The organism is Citrobacter sp. MGH106, from assembly GCF_001037495.1.
Taxonomy (GTDB): Bacteria; Pseudomonadota; Gammaproteobacteria; order Enterobacterales; family Enterobacteriaceae; genus Citrobacter; species Citrobacter murliniae.
Window position 1 is genome coordinate 3,259,890 of the sequence record NZ_KQ089822.1, and the last position, 16,988, is coordinate 3,276,877.

Annotated in this window: 16 protein-coding genes; 5 read left to right on the forward strand and 11 right to left on the reverse strand. The window is 50.4% G+C overall.

The window, feature by feature from the left end:
• Positions 1–3: 3 nt before the first annotated feature.
• The 6 genes from sfmF to fimA all read right to left on the reverse strand — a co-directional run bounded on the left by sfmF (position 4) and on the right by fimA (position 6,073).
• Positions 4–540 (reverse strand): fimbria assembly protein, encoded by a 537-nt coding sequence (sfmF, locus tag SK36_RS15285; protein ID WP_048221910.1) that lies wholly within the window; start codon positions 538–540, stop codon positions 4–6.
• Positions 533–1,540 carry a type 1 fimbria D-mannose specific adhesin FimH gene (fimH, locus tag SK36_RS15290; protein ID WP_048221911.1) on the reverse strand — a complete coding sequence of 336 codons (1,008 nt, stop codon included), beginning with the start codon at positions 1,538–1,540 and terminating at the stop codon, positions 533–535. Before fimH ends, sfmF begins: the two co-directional genes overlap by 8 nt.
• 4 nt (positions 1,541–1,544) lie before the next feature.
• Complete coding sequence (locus tag SK36_RS15295; RefSeq protein ID WP_048221912.1) at positions 1,545–4,166, reverse strand: fimbrial biogenesis usher protein; 2,622 nt, start codon at positions 4,164–4,166, stop codon at positions 1,545–1,547.
• A gap of 7 nt (positions 4,167–4,173) precedes the next feature.
• Positions 4,174–4,866: a type 1 fimbria chaperone FimC gene (gene fimC, locus SK36_RS15300; RefSeq protein WP_048221913.1), complete on the reverse strand. Its 693-nt coding sequence runs from the start codon at positions 4,864–4,866 to the stop codon at positions 4,174–4,176.
• Between the two features lie 41 nt (positions 4,867–4,907).
• The gene (fimI, locus tag SK36_RS15305) at positions 4,908–5,441 is read right to left on the reverse strand and encodes a type 1 fimbrial protein subunit FimI (protein ID WP_045449483.1); all 534 of its coding nucleotides are present in this window, start codon (positions 5,439–5,441) and stop codon (positions 4,908–4,910) included.
• A gap of 77 nt (positions 5,442–5,518) precedes the next feature.
• Positions 5,519–6,073 carry a type 1 fimbrial major subunit FimA gene (gene fimA, locus SK36_RS15310; protein WP_045440823.1) on the reverse strand — a complete coding sequence of 185 codons (555 nt, stop codon included), beginning with the start codon at positions 6,071–6,073 and terminating at the stop codon, positions 5,519–5,521.
• 574 nt (positions 6,074–6,647) lie between these two features.
• Between fimA and folD the strand changes: the two genes are divergently transcribed.
• The 3 genes from folD (at position 6,648) to SK36_RS15325 (ending at position 8,373) form a co-directional block, all read left to right on the forward strand.
• Positions 6,648–7,514: a bifunctional methylenetetrahydrofolate dehydrogenase/methenyltetrahydrofolate cyclohydrolase FolD gene (gene folD, locus SK36_RS15315; protein WP_045440822.1), complete on the forward strand. Its 867-nt coding sequence runs from the start codon at positions 6,648–6,650 to the stop codon at positions 7,512–7,514.
• Between the two features lies 1 nt (position 7,515).
• Positions 7,516–7,728, forward strand: a complete 213-nt coding sequence (gene ybcJ / locus SK36_RS15320; protein ID WP_045440819.1) for a ribosome-associated protein YbcJ — start codon at positions 7,516–7,518, stop codon at positions 7,726–7,728.
• 123 nt (positions 7,729–7,851) lie between these two features.
• Positions 7,852–8,373, forward strand: a complete 522-nt coding sequence (locus tag SK36_RS15325) for a metal-dependent hydrolase (protein WP_048221914.1) — start codon at positions 7,852–7,854, stop codon at positions 8,371–8,373.
• A 90-nt stretch (positions 8,374–8,463) separates the two neighbouring features.
• Here the strand turns inward: SK36_RS15325 and cysS are convergent, their stop codons facing one another.
• The gene (cysS, locus tag SK36_RS15330) at positions 8,464–9,849 is read right to left on the reverse strand and encodes a cysteine--tRNA ligase (protein WP_048221915.1); all 1,386 of its coding nucleotides are present in this window, start codon (positions 9,847–9,849) and stop codon (positions 8,464–8,466) included.
• 172 nt (positions 9,850–10,021) lie between these two features.
• Between cysS and ppiB the strand changes: the two genes are divergently transcribed.
• Together ppiB and lpxH are read left to right on the forward strand one after the other, a co-directional pair.
• Entirely contained in the window at positions 10,022–10,516 is a 495-nt protein-coding gene (ppiB, locus tag SK36_RS15335; RefSeq protein WP_003021875.1) for a peptidylprolyl isomerase B, read from the forward strand.
• Positions 10,517–10,518: 2 nt separating this feature from the next.
• Positions 10,519–11,241: a UDP-2,3-diacylglucosamine diphosphatase gene (gene lpxH / locus SK36_RS15340; protein WP_048221916.1), complete on the forward strand. Its 723-nt coding sequence runs from the start codon at positions 10,519–10,521 to the stop codon at positions 11,239–11,241.
• Between the two features lie 294 nt (positions 11,242–11,535).
• Here lpxH and SK36_RS15345 read toward each other — a convergent pair whose 3' ends face one another.
• The 4 genes from SK36_RS15345 to SK36_RS15360 form a co-directional block, all read right to left on the reverse strand.
• Positions 11,536–12,885 carry a GntP family permease gene (locus SK36_RS15345; RefSeq protein ID WP_045440810.1) on the reverse strand — a complete coding sequence of 450 codons (1,350 nt, stop codon included), beginning with the start codon at positions 12,883–12,885 and terminating at the stop codon, positions 11,536–11,538.
• A 107-nt stretch (positions 12,886–12,992) separates the two neighbouring features.
• Positions 12,993–14,960, reverse strand: coding sequence for a xylonate dehydratase YjhG (gene yjhG, locus SK36_RS15350; RefSeq protein WP_048221917.1), 1,968 nt, complete (start codon positions 14,958–14,960; stop codon positions 12,993–12,995).
• Between the two features lie 10 nt (positions 14,961–14,970).
• Complete coding sequence (locus SK36_RS15355; protein WP_136345286.1) at positions 14,971–15,876, reverse strand: dihydrodipicolinate synthase family protein; 906 nt, start codon at positions 15,874–15,876, stop codon at positions 14,971–14,973.
• 4 nt (positions 15,877–15,880) lie between these two features.
• Positions 15,881–16,669 carry an IclR family transcriptional regulator gene (locus SK36_RS15360; protein ID WP_045440798.1) on the reverse strand — a complete coding sequence of 263 codons (789 nt, stop codon included), beginning with the start codon at positions 16,667–16,669 and terminating at the stop codon, positions 15,881–15,883.
• Between the last annotated feature and the right edge of the window lie 319 nt (positions 16,670–16,988).

A 16,988-nucleotide genomic window follows, 5' to 3' on the forward strand; every position in this document is an offset into this window, starting at 1 on the left:
AATTTAATTATAGTTAATCATAAACGTAGCATCTGCCCTGGCGAGCCCTGGCTGTACCCCTTCCGCTAAAGCAATATAGTTTGCGAAAAAGGTCAACGTGGCATTGCCATTTTCGTCAATGCTCACAGCCTGACTGGCCTGTTCCAGAGGCAATCGCGTACGGTCGCTGTCGCGCAGCTCGATCGCTACCTTTTGCGCCATTACCGCATCATCCAGCGCCAGCAAGCTTGTGCCCGACGCAGGGGTACCAGAAAATGTTATTGACGCAGACCCAGGCGGACAACCCTCAAGTTTTAGCGTGAAAGAGACCGGTTGAGTGGTATCACCAGTGGTTTTCAACTGTTTTGTTGGCCATTTGCCCAATTCAACGGTTTTGTTACTGTCACTGGCAATCGCCACGCAGGTAAAATCCACCACATTGCCACGCAGCTCAATATTGATCTCACCCAATGAAGTGTCCGCCCAACACTGGGAGCTAAATGACAGAACAGACACCATCACGATAAGTGTACGAATCACTCTTTCTCGCGCCTTAGTCATAGTCCACTCGCAGATATCCACGGGCAGTGAATGGCCCTTCTGTCGGTTTATTGCCCGTCACGCTGACCGGCCACGCCCGAATCCCAACGCTCGCAGCGGCGTTATCATCAAGACGAAACGGAATAGTACTGGACAGATTATTGGGCGTCAGTGGTACGCCACTGCTGTCAGCAACGATGAAGCCTAAATCCGGGTTATCCGATACCATCATCTGGCCGGAGGCTTTCTCAGCTTCTACGCGCATGGACAAATAGGCTTGTGCTGCCACGTTGGTGCATTTAATAGCAACCGTTTTAGTCTGCGGATTTATACCTTCCGGTCGATTACCCACCCCTGCCTTGCTAAATAGCGAGGCGCCAATATCGCCAAAGTCAAACTCTACAACCTGCCCGGCATTCACTTCGCAGTTTTGCGGTACTTCTACCTTCCCGCTATAGCTGATGGTGTAAACCGGCATACTCAGGGCATCACCGGTACTGGTCGTGACATAGACGCTGAACATAGTTTGCCGCGGGATCGGCACCATGTTAATGAATGAACGAATCACTTTTAATTTGAATACCAGTTTTGAATCCATCACACCAAACGGCTTCTGATTTGGCACGTTAGGGTGAGTCCCCATACGGATGTAATTACGCGGCGGATAAAATAATCCTGCGTAGCTGTCGGTAATACTCATTGCCCCCAGCAGGTAATCATTGAGTTTCAGATACTGGAAGCCACCTTCCGTGCTTTGGACAGGAAGTTCAGTCACATAGCTTCGATAGGTATAATCAACATGCGTTCCTGCCGGACAGGTTGCATTGACGCCAACCCAGCCGGATTTTTCCGGTAACGTCACCACCTGTCCTGGTCGATTATTACTGCTATTGAAGACATTCGACAGATCGTAAAAAACATCTGTTGGCGTGCCAGTAGAATTCTGGCAAACCGTTGCCGATGCCGAATTAGCCAATAGCAGTAAAGCGCCCCCCAGTAACAAACCCGTTTGTCGTCTCATTGTTTTAATCCTGTCGTCCCGACGCGCGTTCGCATGTCACATTAGTGAGCGTTACCGCCTGTTTCAGACTCTCTTCAGGCAAGGTATAACGCGCTGTGCAACGCGCATTTGCTCCTTCCCCCCATTGGATCAACAATTCCCCTTTCAGCGGCAGCCCGCTCAGGTAGATTTGCCCATCTTCGCCCACCATGCTGGTAACACCGCTTATGGTTTCACGTACCACCGAGCCGAATGGCACAGGTTTTCCGGCAAGCTTCGCCGTCATAAGTGCCCGCACGCCGATACGTGTATCAAACGCCGCACGAACCAGCGCCCCCTGCGTCGGCACCACGCTGCTAACGTTATTTTCTACATCGGTATTGTTGTTCATTGAATTGGTATCGAGCGCAACACGGTTGTAGCGGTAGACGGTGGCATACGGCATAACCGCATAGCCGCGCCAGTCGGTTTGAACACCTGTCTGGTTCTCTATCCGTACGCCCTGAGCGCCCGGTGCTTTAATCAGGACATTGGTATCGCCCAGCGGCTGGCTAAGGGTAATGCCGTCCGCATGTCCTACAACGCCGCCGGAAAGTTGCCAGTTATAGTCATGCTGATCGCGATCGTAGTTATATCCCACGCCCAAGGTGCCATAAGCCGCCTGCCAGTTCGCGCTGGCGCTTCCGCTATAACCATTAGTGCTGCTGTGTCCCTGATTCACGCTATAGCTCAGATTACGCCCATCCAGCAACGTACCGCCGATACCGCTCTGCCAGCTATTTTGTCCGTTGCTGTTGCGGTTCGCATTAAAGGTGGCGTAGGTACGATCGAGCGCGTTATCACGCGAGTAGCGTCGTCCGGTCAGCAAGCTGAACGGCACCGACATATTGAACGCCAGAATGCGATCGGTATCGGAGATCCCTACCGATTCGTTCCACGACCAGGAGAGTGAATAGCTAATTCCCTGCCAACCGCTGGCATATCCCAGTTGATACCAGGTGTTGGTATCTGAGGTATTCCAGTATGTTTGCTGGCTACCCGAAACATACAGCGACCCGTAATCCCCCAGATTCTGCGAGATATTGATCTGGAACCGGCCCTTTTTGCTGTAGCTCAAATTGTGATAGCTCTTCACTTCCGGAACTTCGTGGCGATTACCCTCGCTGTCGTATTCGTACTCATAGCCTTCCATACTGCGATAAGCCACATCGTCGAGGGTATAGAACCCACGCGTCGAATAGCGATATCCCAGCAACTGGAAGTTGGTACCAAAATTGTTCAATGACTTCGCGTACAGAAAACGCAGAGATTGTCCCTGATGCGTGCTGTCATCCGCCAGTTGGCTACGCGCATGGGTTAAATCGACGGAGACCGCACCCCAGTCTCCCAGATTTCTCCCCGTGCCCAACACTACCGAACTGTAGCGTGACGCCAGTTGCGTACCACCATAGGCGGTATAGCCTTCAGGCAGCCCGGCGATTAACGTCCCCTGGAAGAAGAACGGTGAATCCTGCTGGCTATTTCCACTCCGAAAATCCCCGGCGACCAGATCATACTTAATGCGCCCTTCACGCTGTAACAGCGGAACCGTGGAGTACGGCACCGTATAGCGTTGCTGACTACCATCTCTTTCATCCACCGTCACCTCAAGGTCACCGCTGGAGGACGTTGGGTTCAGATCGGTAATAGAGAAAGCTCCGGGTGACACATAACTTTGATAAATAACGTAGCCATTCTGACGAATGGTTAGCTTCGCTGCGGTACGCGCAATCCCGCGCACGGTTGGAGCATATCCCTGCAAACTGTCAGGATACATACTGTCTGACGAGTAAAGGCGCGCACCACGGAACCCGACGCTGTCAAAAACGTCATTGCCGGTGTTGCTGTCGCCCATCACCAGTTCGCCCTTTAGCGGAATAATGGAGCGCTGAAGCCATGTGCCTATATTTTTCCAGCTTTGCGAGTGGTATCCGTCGCCTTTGGAATAGCTCCACGCACCATTGTTTCTAAGCCGCCAGGGACCATAATTCAGGCCACTCAACATACTTAAAAAATAGCTGTCAGAGTCACTCCCGCGGCTACCGGTGAAACTGTAGTTAACAAGCGCGGCGGGGATCCCCTCATCCCACTCATCTGGTGGAATGTAACCGCGTGCACTGTTCAACATCGAGGCCTGCGGCAGACTGACATTTAAGCGCAGAGTAGAAAAATCAAAGGTGATTTCGCTGCCAGGGATCGCCGCAGGCAAATTAATGCATGTGTTGTTTGGGTCCTGATTGAGTTCTGGAAACGCGGCAATATTGACGCCCAGCCGCTTAATCCAGTCGAGACCAAAGCACGGCATCAGCCCCCCGGATTTATCACCCGTCTTTTCCGTACTCGGTGCAAAATGAATATCCTGAGTGGCGATAAATTCATCATTGCGCCAGATATCAACGCGATAGACGCCTTCTGGCTGATGATTGCCTTTTTCAAAACGTGACAAATCCGCTACGGATGCCGTATCTGCAGATAAAAATGCAGGATTAAAATAGCTTTCTCCGTAGCTCAACATCGGAAAGAGCGCTGCCAGCGTGGACAACGCCACACCCGCCAGCGGTGGCGTAAACCCCGGTAACAGGCCAGGTAAATACGTTGTCTTGTTCATCGCTTTCTCAACGCACGCTAACCGTTTTGGCAGTGGTCACTGCGCCGTAATCATTGACCGTCTGGAACGTCACATTTCCCTGAGCGCCAGCGGGCAAAAGGATCTGCGTATCGTTCTTAGGTGCCACCATGACGTTATCAACCTTCGTTTTTCCTACGTTAAGGTTGACCAGCGTGACGTAATACGCCGACGGATTCGTGATTTTCAGGTGGTTGCCGGAACGAGAAAACTGCAGCATGCCGGGTGCATCTTCCGATATATGCGGAAGATTGTTCGGTCGGACAAAGAGTTTGATACGCGACAGGATCGCCAGTTGCAGAACGTTTTTACCCTCAAGGCTGTTTTTATTTACCGACGGAATCGCCTTCACATTCATCCAGAACAGCGACTCGCGATCTTTAGGCAGCGGTTGACCGACATAGATGATACGCAGCGTATTTTCACTTTTAGGTTCGCTGACAAACAACGGTGGCGTGACAACAAATGATTTGTCTTTAACGCCAGCGCTGTTTTCAATCCATGAATTAACCAGGTAACGCTCTTTTGTATCGCTATTACTAATAGCAAGAGAAGTTTGTTTGGCTTCGGCAGGATAAATAACACGAGTTGCGCCTAATGCAATTCCCCCGGCAGCTTGTGCACCGGCAACTGAAAATAAGGCCAGTAAAATGATAACGCCTGATTTTAGATAATTAAACATAGCTACAAATACCTTTAGTGCGATTATCGTTGGGAGTTAAATCAGGGATACACCAACGTAAACCACACATCTGAACGAAGCGTTCCCGGCGTAATATGTTCCGAGACAGCCCGATAGCGAGCGGTGAAATGAAAAGTCATCTCTTGCGTTAAAATCGGAGCGTAATGAAGCGGCAGCGCATTCGGGATAATTTGCCTTTGCCCTTCATCAAATAATGCCAGACCGATCCCCGAAGCCGCAGAAGCATCGCCGCTGGCCAGGAAAACCTGTGGATCTTCTGCAGGAGTCACTCCGGCAAAGGCAATCCCAACATGGTCATAAACATCGGAACTGCACGACGTTAACCGCAGCGAAAATGGTACGCTGGTAGAGGCAAAGCTTCCCGGTTCGGCAAATGCATTCGTGCGATATTGCCCCATCTGCACCCGCAAACTCTGGCTGTCGGTGGCGACCGTACAAGCCCCGTTGACAAGCTGCCCACGCAGGTGAAGGCTACCGCTTTCCAGTATTACCGTCTGTGCAAACGCAGGCAGTACGCAGAGCAATCCAGCCAGCGCCATGCCTTTCCTTATCATCTGCCACATCCCTCTTCATCCCCGGATATTGCCTCATCCAGTGAGGCGATCATCTTCCTTGTGCAAATCAGAACGGCTTATTCGTACTTCATGATGAAGGTGGCATCAGCATTTGCCTGACCTGGCGTTGTGCTTGCTACAGTCGCTTTATAACGCGCAGAGAAACGCAGGGTGTTAGTACCTTCAACCAACGCCTGGGCAGTAGAGAAGGTCGCACCATCAGGCTTCAGTGCAGTGGACTTACTGTCAAGAATTTCGATACCTACGCCAGTCGCCGTGGTGCTGTTATCCGAGGAAGACACAGCCAACAGACTGTTGTTGGTGAGGTCCGACTGACCAGAGAATGCAACGGCAGCAGTAGCTGCAACTGTTGGGTCGCAGTCGTTCAGCACGATGGAGAACGGAATTTGTGCTGTGGTATCACCAACAGCAGCAAAGCTGGCGGTACGATACTGCCCTAAAGTAACAATCTGATCGGCTGACTGAGTACTTACCGCACAGGCTGCATTGACCAGTTCACCTTCAAAGTGAACGGTACCACCGCTAACACTTACCGGATCTGCCGCTACCGCTGACCCGGCAACTAACATCAGGCTGGCAATAACAGAAGAGGTTATTAATTTACGTTTCATGGAGTTCCCTTGAATTACACACATCCGGCTCCAGCATCCTGCGGGATCCGTTTGAATCATTATCGACATTAAATGTCAGGCAAATTATCTCTGCATCCTGTAAAGATATATATCGTAAAAGAATTAGCTAACCTTTTACTCCCACTATCCCGAGCCGTAAGTTCACTAATTTATCTTCACGAATATGACAATTCGTCACAGGGATAAATTAAACATTTCAATTAATGAAAAATACCTGCAAATCCTTTAAATGCACCTGGCTAATTCTTAATGGGATCCAGGAAAAATCTGTGTAAAAATACGTTGAATATACTCATAATGGGACGTAACAGTCTGGTTTCTTAAGCATTAACCATGAAAACATCAGGGTGATGAATTGTTTAATTAACGTTAATTTTAATTAGCACGCGCACTATTTATTCCGCTGGATCCTGTGTCTTGCGCCACCCTGCTCTCTGACAGTACTCCCGCAATCGCACGTAAAATCGCAAACGAAAACTGACAGCACGCCCCGCTTCTGACAAAATAGTCACATCCCCTTCGGTTTAACGTAACAGACGGAATCCTCTCTCTGATGGCAGCAAAGATTATTGACGGTAAAACGATTGCGCAGCAGGTGCGCTCTGAGGTTGCTCAAAAAGTTCAGGCACGCTTAGCGGCTGGATTACGCGCCCCAGGATTAGCTGTTGTGCTGGTAGGTAGCAACCCGGCTTCGCAAATTTATGTAGCAAGTAAACGCAAAGCCTGCGACGAAGTGGGGTTTGTCTCCCGCTCCTATGACCTGCCTGAAACCACCAGCGAGGCGGAGCTTCTTGAGCTGATCGATACGCTCAATGCGGATACCACCATCGATGGTATCCTGGTACAGCTGCCGTTACCGGCGGGTATCGACAACGTTAAAGTGCTGGAACGCATTGCGCCGGATAAAGACGTCGACGGGTTCCACCCGTATAACGTCGGACGCCTGTGCCAGCGCGCGCCGCGCCTGCGCCCGTGTACCCCGCGCGGAATAGTGACCTTGCTTGAGCGTTACAACATCGACACCTATGGCCTGAATGCCGTGGTTATTGGCGCATCAAATATTGTTGGTCGCCCGATGAGCATGGAACTGCTGTTGGCGGGTTGTACTACCACGGTCACCCATCGGTTCACCAAAGATCTGCGTCGTCACGTTGAACATGCTGACCTGCTGATTGTAGCCGTCGGCAAACCTGGCTTTATTCCCGGTGAGTGGATCAAAGAAGGTGCAATTGTGATTGATGTCGGCATCAACCGTCTGGAGAATGGCAAGGTTGTTGGCGATGTGGTGTTCGACGATGCGGCTGCGCGGGCATCGTACATCACACCAGTACCCGGCGGCGTAGGCCCAATGACTGTCGCAACACTTATCGAAAACACGCTGCAAGCGTGCGTTGAATATCACGATGTAAAGGAAGTTTAAGATGGCCACATTTTCACTGGGTAAGCACCCACACGTTGAACTCTGCGATTTGCTGAAGCTGGAAGGCTGGAGCGAAAGCGGTGCCCAGGCAAAAATTGCCATTAGCGAAGGGTTAGTGAAGGTCGATGGTGCAGTGGAAACGCGTAAACGCTGCAAAATCGTTGCCGGACAGACCGTCAGTTTTGAAGGTCACAGCATTAACGTCGTCGCGTGATCCCGAGTGCCGGATGCGGTTTACACCTTATCCGGCCAGTTTTCTCCATTGTCAGGTAACTGACTTCATCATCTCTTCACAGTAAACTTCTAACATGTTGTTTTCTCATTCGAAGTGAACCTCATGCCAACCATTATTACCCACGCTGCCGTTCCGATTTGTTTAGGTTTAGGCCTGGGACTCAACGTTATTCCACCACGTTTACTGTTCACCGGGATCGTACTGGCGATGCTGCCGGATGCGGACGTCCTGTCATTTAAGTTCGGCGTCGCCTATGGAAACGTGTTTGGCCATCGCGGATTTACCCACTCGTTGTTGTTTGCCTTTGTCGTACCGCTGCTCTGCGTGATGATTGGCCGACGATGGTTTAAAACCGGCTTGATTCGCTGCTGGCTATTCCTGACAGTTTCACTGCTGTCGCATAGCCTGCTGGATTCAGTCACTACCGGTGGCAAAAGTGTAGGCTGGCTTTGGCCATGGTCAGATGAACGCTTCTTTGCGCCGTGGCAGGTGATTAAGGTCGCGCCGTTTGCGTTGTCACGCTATGCCACGCCGTACGGATATCAGGTCATTATCTCGGAACTAATATGGGTATGGCTGCCGGGATTGATAGTGATGAGTTTATTGTGGTGGCGCAGACGTTAAAAAGCCGGGTGGTGACTAACACCTTACCCGGCCTGAGAGCGGCTCATATTTTCCAGGCCGGATAAGCGTCATCGCCATCCGGCAATACGATTATTTACGACGCCAGGTGGTTCCCTGCGGACCATCTTCCAGCACAATCCCCATCTCGTTCAGACGGTCACGCGCAGCATCAGCTGCCGCCCAGTCCTTCGCTTTACGGGCATCTAAACGCTGTTGGATCAACGCTTCGATTTCAGCAACTTCACCGTCATCCGCCTGTGCGCCACTTTGCAGGAACACTTCCGGCTCCTGCTCCAGCAGTCCCAGAACACCGGACAGTTTACGCAGATGTGAAGCCATCGCGTTAGCTGCAGCCATATCTTCGCCTTTCAGACGGTTAACCTCACGCGCCATATCAAACAGCACAGAGTAGGCTTCCGGAGTATTGAAGTCATCGTTCATGGCTTCAATGAAACGCGCTTCAAAGGCTTCACCACCGGCTGGCGCAACGGATTTATCAGTACCACGCAGCGCAGTGTACAGACGCTCCAGCGCTGAGCGAGCCTGTTTCAGGTTCTCTTCGCTGTAGTTCAACTGGCTACGATAGTGACCGGACATCAGGAAGTAGCGAATGGTTTCGGCATCGTAGTATTTCAGAACATCACGTACGGTAAAGAAGTTGCCCAGCGATTTGGACATTTTCTCGCGGTCAACCATCACCATGCCAGAGTGCATCCAGTAGTTGACGTATTCACCGTCATGCGCGCAGGTGGACTGAGCGATTTCATTTTCATGGTGTGGGAACATCAGATCTGAACCACCGCCGTGAATATCGAAATGGTTACCCAGCTGTTTGCAGTTCATTGCCGAGCACTCAATGTGCCAGCCAGGGCGGCCCGCGCCCCACGGCGACGGCCAGCTCGGCTCACCCTCTTTGGACATCTTCCACAGAACGAAGTCCATTGGGTTACGCTTCACATCGACCACATCAACGCGAGCACCCGCCTGCAGTTGATCCAGATCCTGGCGCGACAACTGGCCGTAATGCGGATCGGTGGGTACGTCGAACATCACGTCACCATTATCCGCCACGTAGGCGTGACCTTTAGCAATCAGTTGCTCGGTGATTTCAATAATTTCAGCGATATGATGTGTCGCTCGCGGTTCGAGATCCGGACGCAGAATATTCAGCGCGTCGAAATCCTTATGCATTTCCGCGATCATTCTATCGACCAGCGCCACAAAGCTTTCGCCATTTTCATTAGCGCGCTTAATGATTTTATCATCGATATCAGTAATGTTACGCACGTACTTCAGCTTGTAGCCGAGAAAGCGCAGATAGCGCGCCACGACGTCGAAAGAAACAAAGGTACGCCCGTGACCAATATGACAGAGATCGTAAACGGTAATACCACACACGTACATGCCGACTTCCCCGGCATGAATAGGTTTGAATTCCTCTTTTTGGCGCGTCAGTGTATTAAAGATTTTTAACATCGAAGATTCCGTGTAGACGTGTGTGGATAACAAAGCCCTATAATACCTATAAATTGGCCTCGAAGCAGCACACTTTGCAAGGTGATCGAACCTTGCGGTTATGCTATAACAAGCCCCTATATGTGACCCTGACCAGGGTCGAAGCACTACTCTATCGGAACAGGATGCAAAAATGGTTACTTTCCACACTAATCACGGCGATATCGTAATCAAAACTTTTGATGATAAAGCGCCTGAAACAGTTAAAAACTTCCTGGACTACTGCCGCGAAGGTTTCTACAACAACACCATTTTCCACCGTGTGATTAACGGTTTCATGATCCAGGGTGGCGGTTTTGAGCCAGGCATGAAACAAAAAGCCACTAAAGAAGCGATCAAAAACGAAGCCAACAACGGTCTGAAAAACACTCGTGGTACGCTGGCAATGGCCCGTACTCAGGCTCCGCACTCCGCGACTGCCCAGTTCTTCATCAACGTTGCAGACAACGACTTCCTGAACTTCTCCGGTGAAAGCATGCAGGGTTGGGGTTACTGTGTGTTTGCTGAAGTTGTCGAAGGTATGGACGTGGTTGATAAAATCAAAGGCGTTTCCACTGGTCGCAGCGGTATGCACCAGGACGTACCAAAAGAAGACGTTATCATCGAAAACGTGACCGTCAGCGAGTAATCGTGGCGACACTGTTTATTGCAGATCTTCACCTCTGCACGGAAGAACCGGCGATCACCGCCGGTTTTCTGCGTTTTTTATCCGGTGAAGCACGCCAGGCTGATGCGCTGTACATTCTTGGCGATCTCTTCGAAGCCTGGATAGGCGACGACGACCCCAATCCCCTGCATCAGCAAATCGCCGCCGCGATAAAAGCGCTGGCTGATTCAGGCATCCCCTGCTTTTTTATTCACGGCAACCGAGATTTTCTGCTCGGCAAACGTTTTGCCCGTGAAAGCGGCATGACCCTATTGCCGCAGGAAAAAGTGCTCGATCTGTATGGCCGAAAAGTATTAATCATGCACGGAGACACCCTGTGCACCGATGATACGGGCTATCAGGCTTTTCGCGCCAAAGTTCACCAACCCTGGTTACAAACTCTGTTTCTTGCCCTGCCTTTATTTATTCGCCAGCGTATTGCCGCGAAAATGCGCGCCAACAGCAAAGCCGCTAACAGCAGCAAATCACTGGAGATCATGGATGTGAATCCACAGGCCGTCGTTGCCGAGATGGAAAAACATCAGGTTCAGTGGCTAATTCATGGTCATACTCATCGCCCGGCAGTTCATAAACTGACCGCCAATAAACAACCCGCTTTCCGCGTGGTTCTCGGGGCATGGCACACTGAAGGCTCGATGGTCAAAGTCACCCGAGACAATGTCGAACTGATCGCTTTCCCGTTTTAAATTATCGCGACCATTTGCTGTAACGTTTACTACACAACGTGATAATGCAAAGCAGAAGCGTCCTTCCACAATAATAAAAATGCCCTGTCGTGTTTAAGATAGTGCGTATGGCTGCTTCAGCATCAATATCCAGGCCCCCTCTTTTCCCAACGAAACGACAAAGACACCGACCGTTAAATCTGTGAGTTGGCATATAAGATAAGGCGACAACCAGAAGGTCTGAGTTTTGTCTTGTTGTTGTGAGATACAGGGGAGCCAGTAAACCGGCAAAGCGGTTCACTGGCGAACACACTATTATAAAATAATGCTGGCAACCAGAATAAACAGCAACCCGCATATGGATAATAGGGTTGACATCAGCGTCCATGACAACAGCGTCTCTTTGGTGGTCAGACCGAAGAAGTCTTTGATCATCCAGAAGCTGGCGTCGTTTACGTGGGAGCAAATACAGGATCCCGCACCGGTAGCCAGTGTAATCAAGGCCAGGTTGGTATTAGGATGTACCGCCAGCAGCGGAATGACCAGCCCGGCGGTAGAGATCGCCGCGACGGTGGCAGAACCCAGACAAATACGTAAAAATGCGGCTACGCCCCATGCCATCAGGATCGGGTTGATATCCATGCCCGACACCAGGGTGGAAATATACTGACCGACGCCAGAGTCGATGAGAACCTGCTTGAATGCACCACCACCACCGATAATCAGCAGCAGACCGGCAATACCCGCAATCGCTTTCCCGCAGGAATCCATCAGGTCAGGGATTGTTTTCCCACGGCCCAGTCCCATGGTATAGATCGCAAACAGCAGTGAAATCAGCATGGCGATCGTCGAGTTACCTAAGAACAGCATCACGTTGTAGAACAAGCCTGAGTCCGCGGCGCTTTTGGCATGGGCCATCTGGATGATAGTGACTACCGCCATCAGGATCACTGGCAGCATTGCCGTGAGAAAACTGATCCCAAAGCCAGGCATTTCGCTTTCGCTGAATCGGCGGGTTGCACCCAGGGAGGCAATATTACCCTCTTTTTTAAAGGCGTCCGGAATAATGCGCTGGCAGAATTTATTCAGCACCGGGCCGCAAAGAATAAAGGTTGGAATGCCGACAATAATACCGTATATCAATACCAATCCTACATCCGCACCATATTCACGGGCGATCACCGTCGGGCCGGGGTGAGGTGGTAAAAAACCGTGCGCGACCAGCAAACCGGAGAGCATCGGCACACACATAAACATCGGCGATATTTTGGCTTCACGGGCAATGGCGAATAAAATAGGTACCAGAAGGATTAAACCGACTTCAAAAAAAAGTGCAATACCGACAATAAATGCTGAACAGACTACCGCCCAGTCAAGTTTATTTTTCCCGAAATAATTCAGCATGGTCAGAGCTATTCGCTGCGCACCACCCGCGTCAGCCAGTAATCGACCGAGCATAACGCCGAATCCGAATATCAGGCCAATATGTCCCAGCGTACCGCCAAGACCGGACTCAACCGAGGTTACGACTTTATTCAGTTCCATTCCACTGGCGATGGCGACAGCAATCGAGACAATAATTAAAGATACAAACGTATTAAGCTTAATTTTTATAGTCAAAAGCAGGAGTAAGGCAATCCCTGCCACAACGATAATTAGCGGCATAATGTCCTCTCATTGTAGGGTAACGACCCCTAATAATCTGGCTACGCAAATGATTTATAACGCGTAGTCAAATTATTAGGGTGTCTGGATTTTTTTATTTTTTACTATCAGTTCTTATTAATATAATCTCGCAGCGCAGCACCGATTTTATTCACATCATAAATACAACCCATCCATGTGCCGCCGCTAACTGCCTGGAGCATTGCCCAAAGCCGGGTATCATCGGGCAGTTCAGGATCAGGAAGTAAATCCTGATGACTGAGTCTGGCGTTTAATATTGCTGTTGCCTCCTCCCTTGAGGGTAATTTTTCATCGTTACGGGTTCCGAGGAAATTGACTTCGCCCTGAAGCTCGCGGCAATCAATTTTAATTTCGATAATATCTCCAGTGCGTAATTTACCGACTGGTCCTCCAGCCAGCGCTTCTGGCCCCACATGACCTATACACGCGCCAGTGGAAACGCCCGAGAAACGCGCATCGGTAATCAGTGAAACATGCTTACCGTATGACAGGTGTTTCAGCGCGCTGGTAACCTGGTAGGTTTCCTCCATCCCGGTACCGGAAGGACCAACACCGATAATGACCAGAATATCGCCCGCTTTAATTTTGTCGTGCTTGATATCGTAAATTGCACTTTTCTCGGACGGATAGACCTTCGCCACACCTTTATGGTAATAGACTCCCTGATCATCAATCACCGATGGATCGATGGCTGTGGATTTGATCACTGACCCTTCTGGAGCAATATTACCCACTGGGAAGGTAATTGTTGAGGTTAAGCCACGTGCCTTCGCTTGCTGCGGCGACATGATCACCTCGTCAGCGTCGATCTGTTCTTGTTCGCGCAGTAGTTGTTTGAATCGCTGTCGGCGTTCTGAGTGCTCCCACCAGTCCAGGTTCTCCTTCAGTGTACTGCCGGTTACAGTCATAACGTCTTCATGTAGCAATCCAAGATTGCGCAAATGCAGCATCACTTCCGGCACACCGCCCGCCATGAAGGCATTAACAGTTGGATGGTAAATAGGGCCATTGGGCAGCACACTCACCAGTCGGGGCACCCGCTTATTGATGCGGATCCAGTCGTCAACGGTTGGGATATGGCAGCCTGCCTGATGGGCAATCGCCGGGATGTGGAGCAGCAGGTTTGTCGAGCCGCCAAACGCCGCATGGACAGTCATCGCATTCTCAATCGCTTTATCGGTGAGTATCTCCCGGGTGGTAATGCCTTGCTGGCACAGGTTCAACGCCGCCCTTGCGGAAGCTCTGGCGATCTCCTGCCACACCGGCTCACCAGAAGGGGCCAATGCCGAGTGCGGAATCGCCAGCCCCAATCCTTCGGCCACAACCTGCGATGTCCCGGCAGTACCCAGAAATTGACAGCCACCTCCGGATGAGGCACAGGCCTTGCAGCCGGCACGGCGTGCGTCCTGTAGTGATAACTCACCATTAGCAAAGCGTGCGCCTATGGTCTGCACCTTACCGTTATCTTCCCCATCTCTTGCAGGTAGCGTCGCACCACCAGGCACCAATACCGTCGCTTTATCATGCTGCGCGGCGAGTGCCATCATGGTAGCCGGAAGCCCCTTGTCACAGCTAGCCACGCCAATGACTGCTTTCACATCGGGCAGAGAGCGGATAAGACGGCGCATCACCATTGAGGCATCGTTACGGTACGGTAGCGAATCAAACATCCCGGTCGTGCCCTGCGTGCGTCCATCACAAGGATCGGAGACATACACAGCATAGGGCAAGGCACTGTTCGCTTTAATAACCTCAGCCGCCGCTTTCATCTGGATATCCAGCTCGTAGTGCCCCTGGTGCAGCGCCAGTGCAACAGGCTTACCGTCTGCGCCGCGTAAGCCACCGAGCGTACTGAGCAGTAAAATACCATCCCGATCCAGCTCATCCGGAGACCAGCCCATTCCGGCATTCATGGTCATACCAAACAGATCCCCACTCGGGCGGTTGATTAACATCTCCGCCGTCAGCGGCAGTTCACCATCAGGGCCATTGGCGTGCGTTCTGACGGTGTAGATATCGTGACTCTCGTCAGCAAAAATATTGCGTACAGACATGAGATTCTCCTCAGACAGGTAAAATACCCTGCGCAACCAACAGTGCATGGACTTTTTCTTTGGCTTCTTCTGACACCTCAAGAATTGGCGGCAAGCAATAAGTCTCTACTGGTAACCCTACGCATTGCATACCGTATTTGATTAGCGAGACAAACGGCGTTTCCAGAGCGTAAATAGATGGCAGTTGCAGTAGCTTTTTGTTCAGGTTGGCGGCGGTTGCCAGATCACCTTCGCGCCAGGCACGGTAGATACCAACGGAGAGTTCCGGTGCAAAGTTAGCGCTAGCTGAAATCGCGCCGTCCCCCCCTAACAGCAAGGTGTTCAGTAAATGGTCGTCATAGCCGCAAAATACAGAAAACGACGGGCGCACTGACTTAACTGCGTTAATCATCGTGCGCAAGTGACCGACACTGTCGATGGTGTCTTTGATGCCAACGATATTCTCATTTTGCAAGGCCAAACGTTTCACTGTCTCCGGGGTTAAGTCCTGGCCCGTCAAATCCGGAAAGTTGTACAGGATTACCGGCAAAGTGACGCTACGAGCGATCTGCTGGTAATAGTCGTCAAGATTTCGTGACGCGACCTTCCAGTAGTAAGGGTTGATGGCGACGACACCGTCAGCACCGCAGGATTCGGCATGCCGCGCCAATTTGACTGCTTCATCAGTGGAAGGCGAACCGACGCCAATCAATACGGGAACCCTCCCACCAACAACGGATATGGCTTCTTCGGTGAGCGCCATGCGCTGGGTGGTATTCATCTGGCTAAATTCACCACCGGTGCCAAGGTAAAACAGCCCGTCGACTCCTTTATTAATCAGGAAGTCGGCAACCTGGCGCATTGCCGTTTTATCAATGGTTCCGTCACGATGAAACGTACTGGATACCGGTGGAATAATGCCGCTGAATTTTTTCATTACTTCAATTTCCTTTTCGTAAATATTCATTTTCGCTTATGTATCCCAGTCCATATGATATTTGCCCGGCACACTTTCGGAGCAGTTCCAGATAACCGTCGATCTTATTTCCTGAGTAAACCACCGGATCGCCTGATAGCGAGATCGCATAATTAACCCGGTTATACATATTGAATACAGGCATACTTAAACATACTGCACCATAGGTCGATTCTTCGTTATCTATGGCCCATCCCCGAAGCCGCGTTTTTTGCAGTTCTTCCAGAAATAATTTTTTATCAGTAAATGTATTGCGCGTATGTGGAGTCAACGTAAGAGCATCTAAAAAATAATCCAACTCTTCTCTCGTTTTCCAGGCCAATAACGCCTTACCCAGTGCGGTAATATGTAATTCAAGTTTTTTGCCAATCCAGCTTTTGCTGGTCGGCACCGAATCCGGGCTTTCAATCTTGTCAAGATAGATAGCAGAATAGCTCTCCATCGCGCCCAGATGACAAACCAGGCCGCTTTTCAACGACAGCTCCTGCATTGGCCGCTTCGTCACTTCAAAAATATTCTGGCGGTGCAGTGCCTGACATCCCAGTTCGTAGTTTTTTATCCCCAGTGAATAATGGCCATTTTTATTTTTAATTAAGAAGCCACATTCCACCATCACATTCAATAAATTAAGCAGACTACTTTTGGGATACTGAAATTTTTTTAATAATTCCATATAACTCGCCACACCTACCCACGCAATATGGGTTAATATTTTTTCAGCACGGACTAATGAATTACACCCTTTGCGAACCATAATGGCTCCCTCTTGCTATTGGAATAAATGATATCGGCATTGTGTAGTGGAAAATATACCTTGTTCAACATGCTGAACCGTAATAAGGCGATTAAATGTGATCCTGTACTCAATTTGAATAGCAGAATTATCGTACCGACATTCGGTGAATGCGAATGGATGCCAAATACGAAATTGCGTTGTCAAGGCATGGTGGCGTGTGAGCGACTGAAAGAACGATCCGCAGGTTGCACTATTCATAAAAAATTGTTTTTACAGGGTCGGTATCTTTAGCACTGCTACTTTTGTAAGCGATACCGCTGGAGAATGTCCGCTTCGC

Coding starts and splice junctions, on each gene's coding strand:
- sfmF (WP_048221910.1), bottom strand. CDS start 540: ATGACTAAGGCGCGAGAAAGAGTGATTCGTACACTTATCGTGATGGTG.
- fimH (WP_048221911.1), bottom strand. CDS start 1,540: ATGAGACGACAAACGGGTTTGTTACTGGGGGGCGCTTTACTGCTATTG.
- SK36_RS15295 (WP_048221912.1), bottom strand. CDS start 4,166: ATGAACAAGACAACGTATTTACCTGGCCTGTTACCGGGGTTTACGCCA.
- fimC (WP_048221913.1), bottom strand. CDS start 4,866: ATGTTTAATTATCTAAAATCAGGCGTTATCATTTTACTGGCCTTATTT.
- fimI (WP_045449483.1), bottom strand. CDS start 5,441: ATGATAAGGAAAGGCATGGCGCTGGCTGGATTGCTCTGCGTACTGCCT.
- fimA (WP_045440823.1), bottom strand. CDS start 6,073: ATGAAACGTAAATTAATAACCTCTTCTGTTATTGCCAGCCTGATGTTA.
- folD (WP_045440822.1), top strand. CDS start 6,648: ATGGCAGCAAAGATTATTGACGGTAAAACGATTGCGCAGCAGGTGCGC.
- ybcJ (WP_045440819.1), top strand. CDS start 7,516: ATGGCCACATTTTCACTGGGTAAGCACCCACACGTTGAACTCTGCGAT.
- SK36_RS15325 (WP_048221914.1), top strand. CDS start 7,852: ATGCCAACCATTATTACCCACGCTGCCGTTCCGATTTGTTTAGGTTTA.
- cysS (WP_048221915.1), bottom strand. CDS start 9,849: ATGTTAAAAATCTTTAATACACTGACGCGCCAAAAAGAGGAATTCAAA.
- ppiB (WP_003021875.1), top strand. CDS start 10,022: ATGGTTACTTTCCACACTAATCACGGCGATATCGTAATCAAAACTTTT.
- SK36_RS15345 (WP_045440810.1), bottom strand. CDS start 12,885: ATGCCGCTAATTATCGTTGTGGCAGGGATTGCCTTACTCCTGCTTTTG.
- yjhG (WP_048221917.1), bottom strand. CDS start 14,960: ATGTCTGTACGCAATATTTTTGCTGACGAGAGTCACGATATCTACACC.
- SK36_RS15355 (WP_136345286.1), bottom strand. CDS start 15,876: ATGAAAAAATTCAGCGGCATTATTCCACCGGTATCCAGTACGTTTCAT.
- SK36_RS15360 (WP_045440798.1), bottom strand. CDS start 16,669: ATGGTTCGCAAAGGGTGTAATTCATTAGTCCGTGCTGAAAAAATATTA.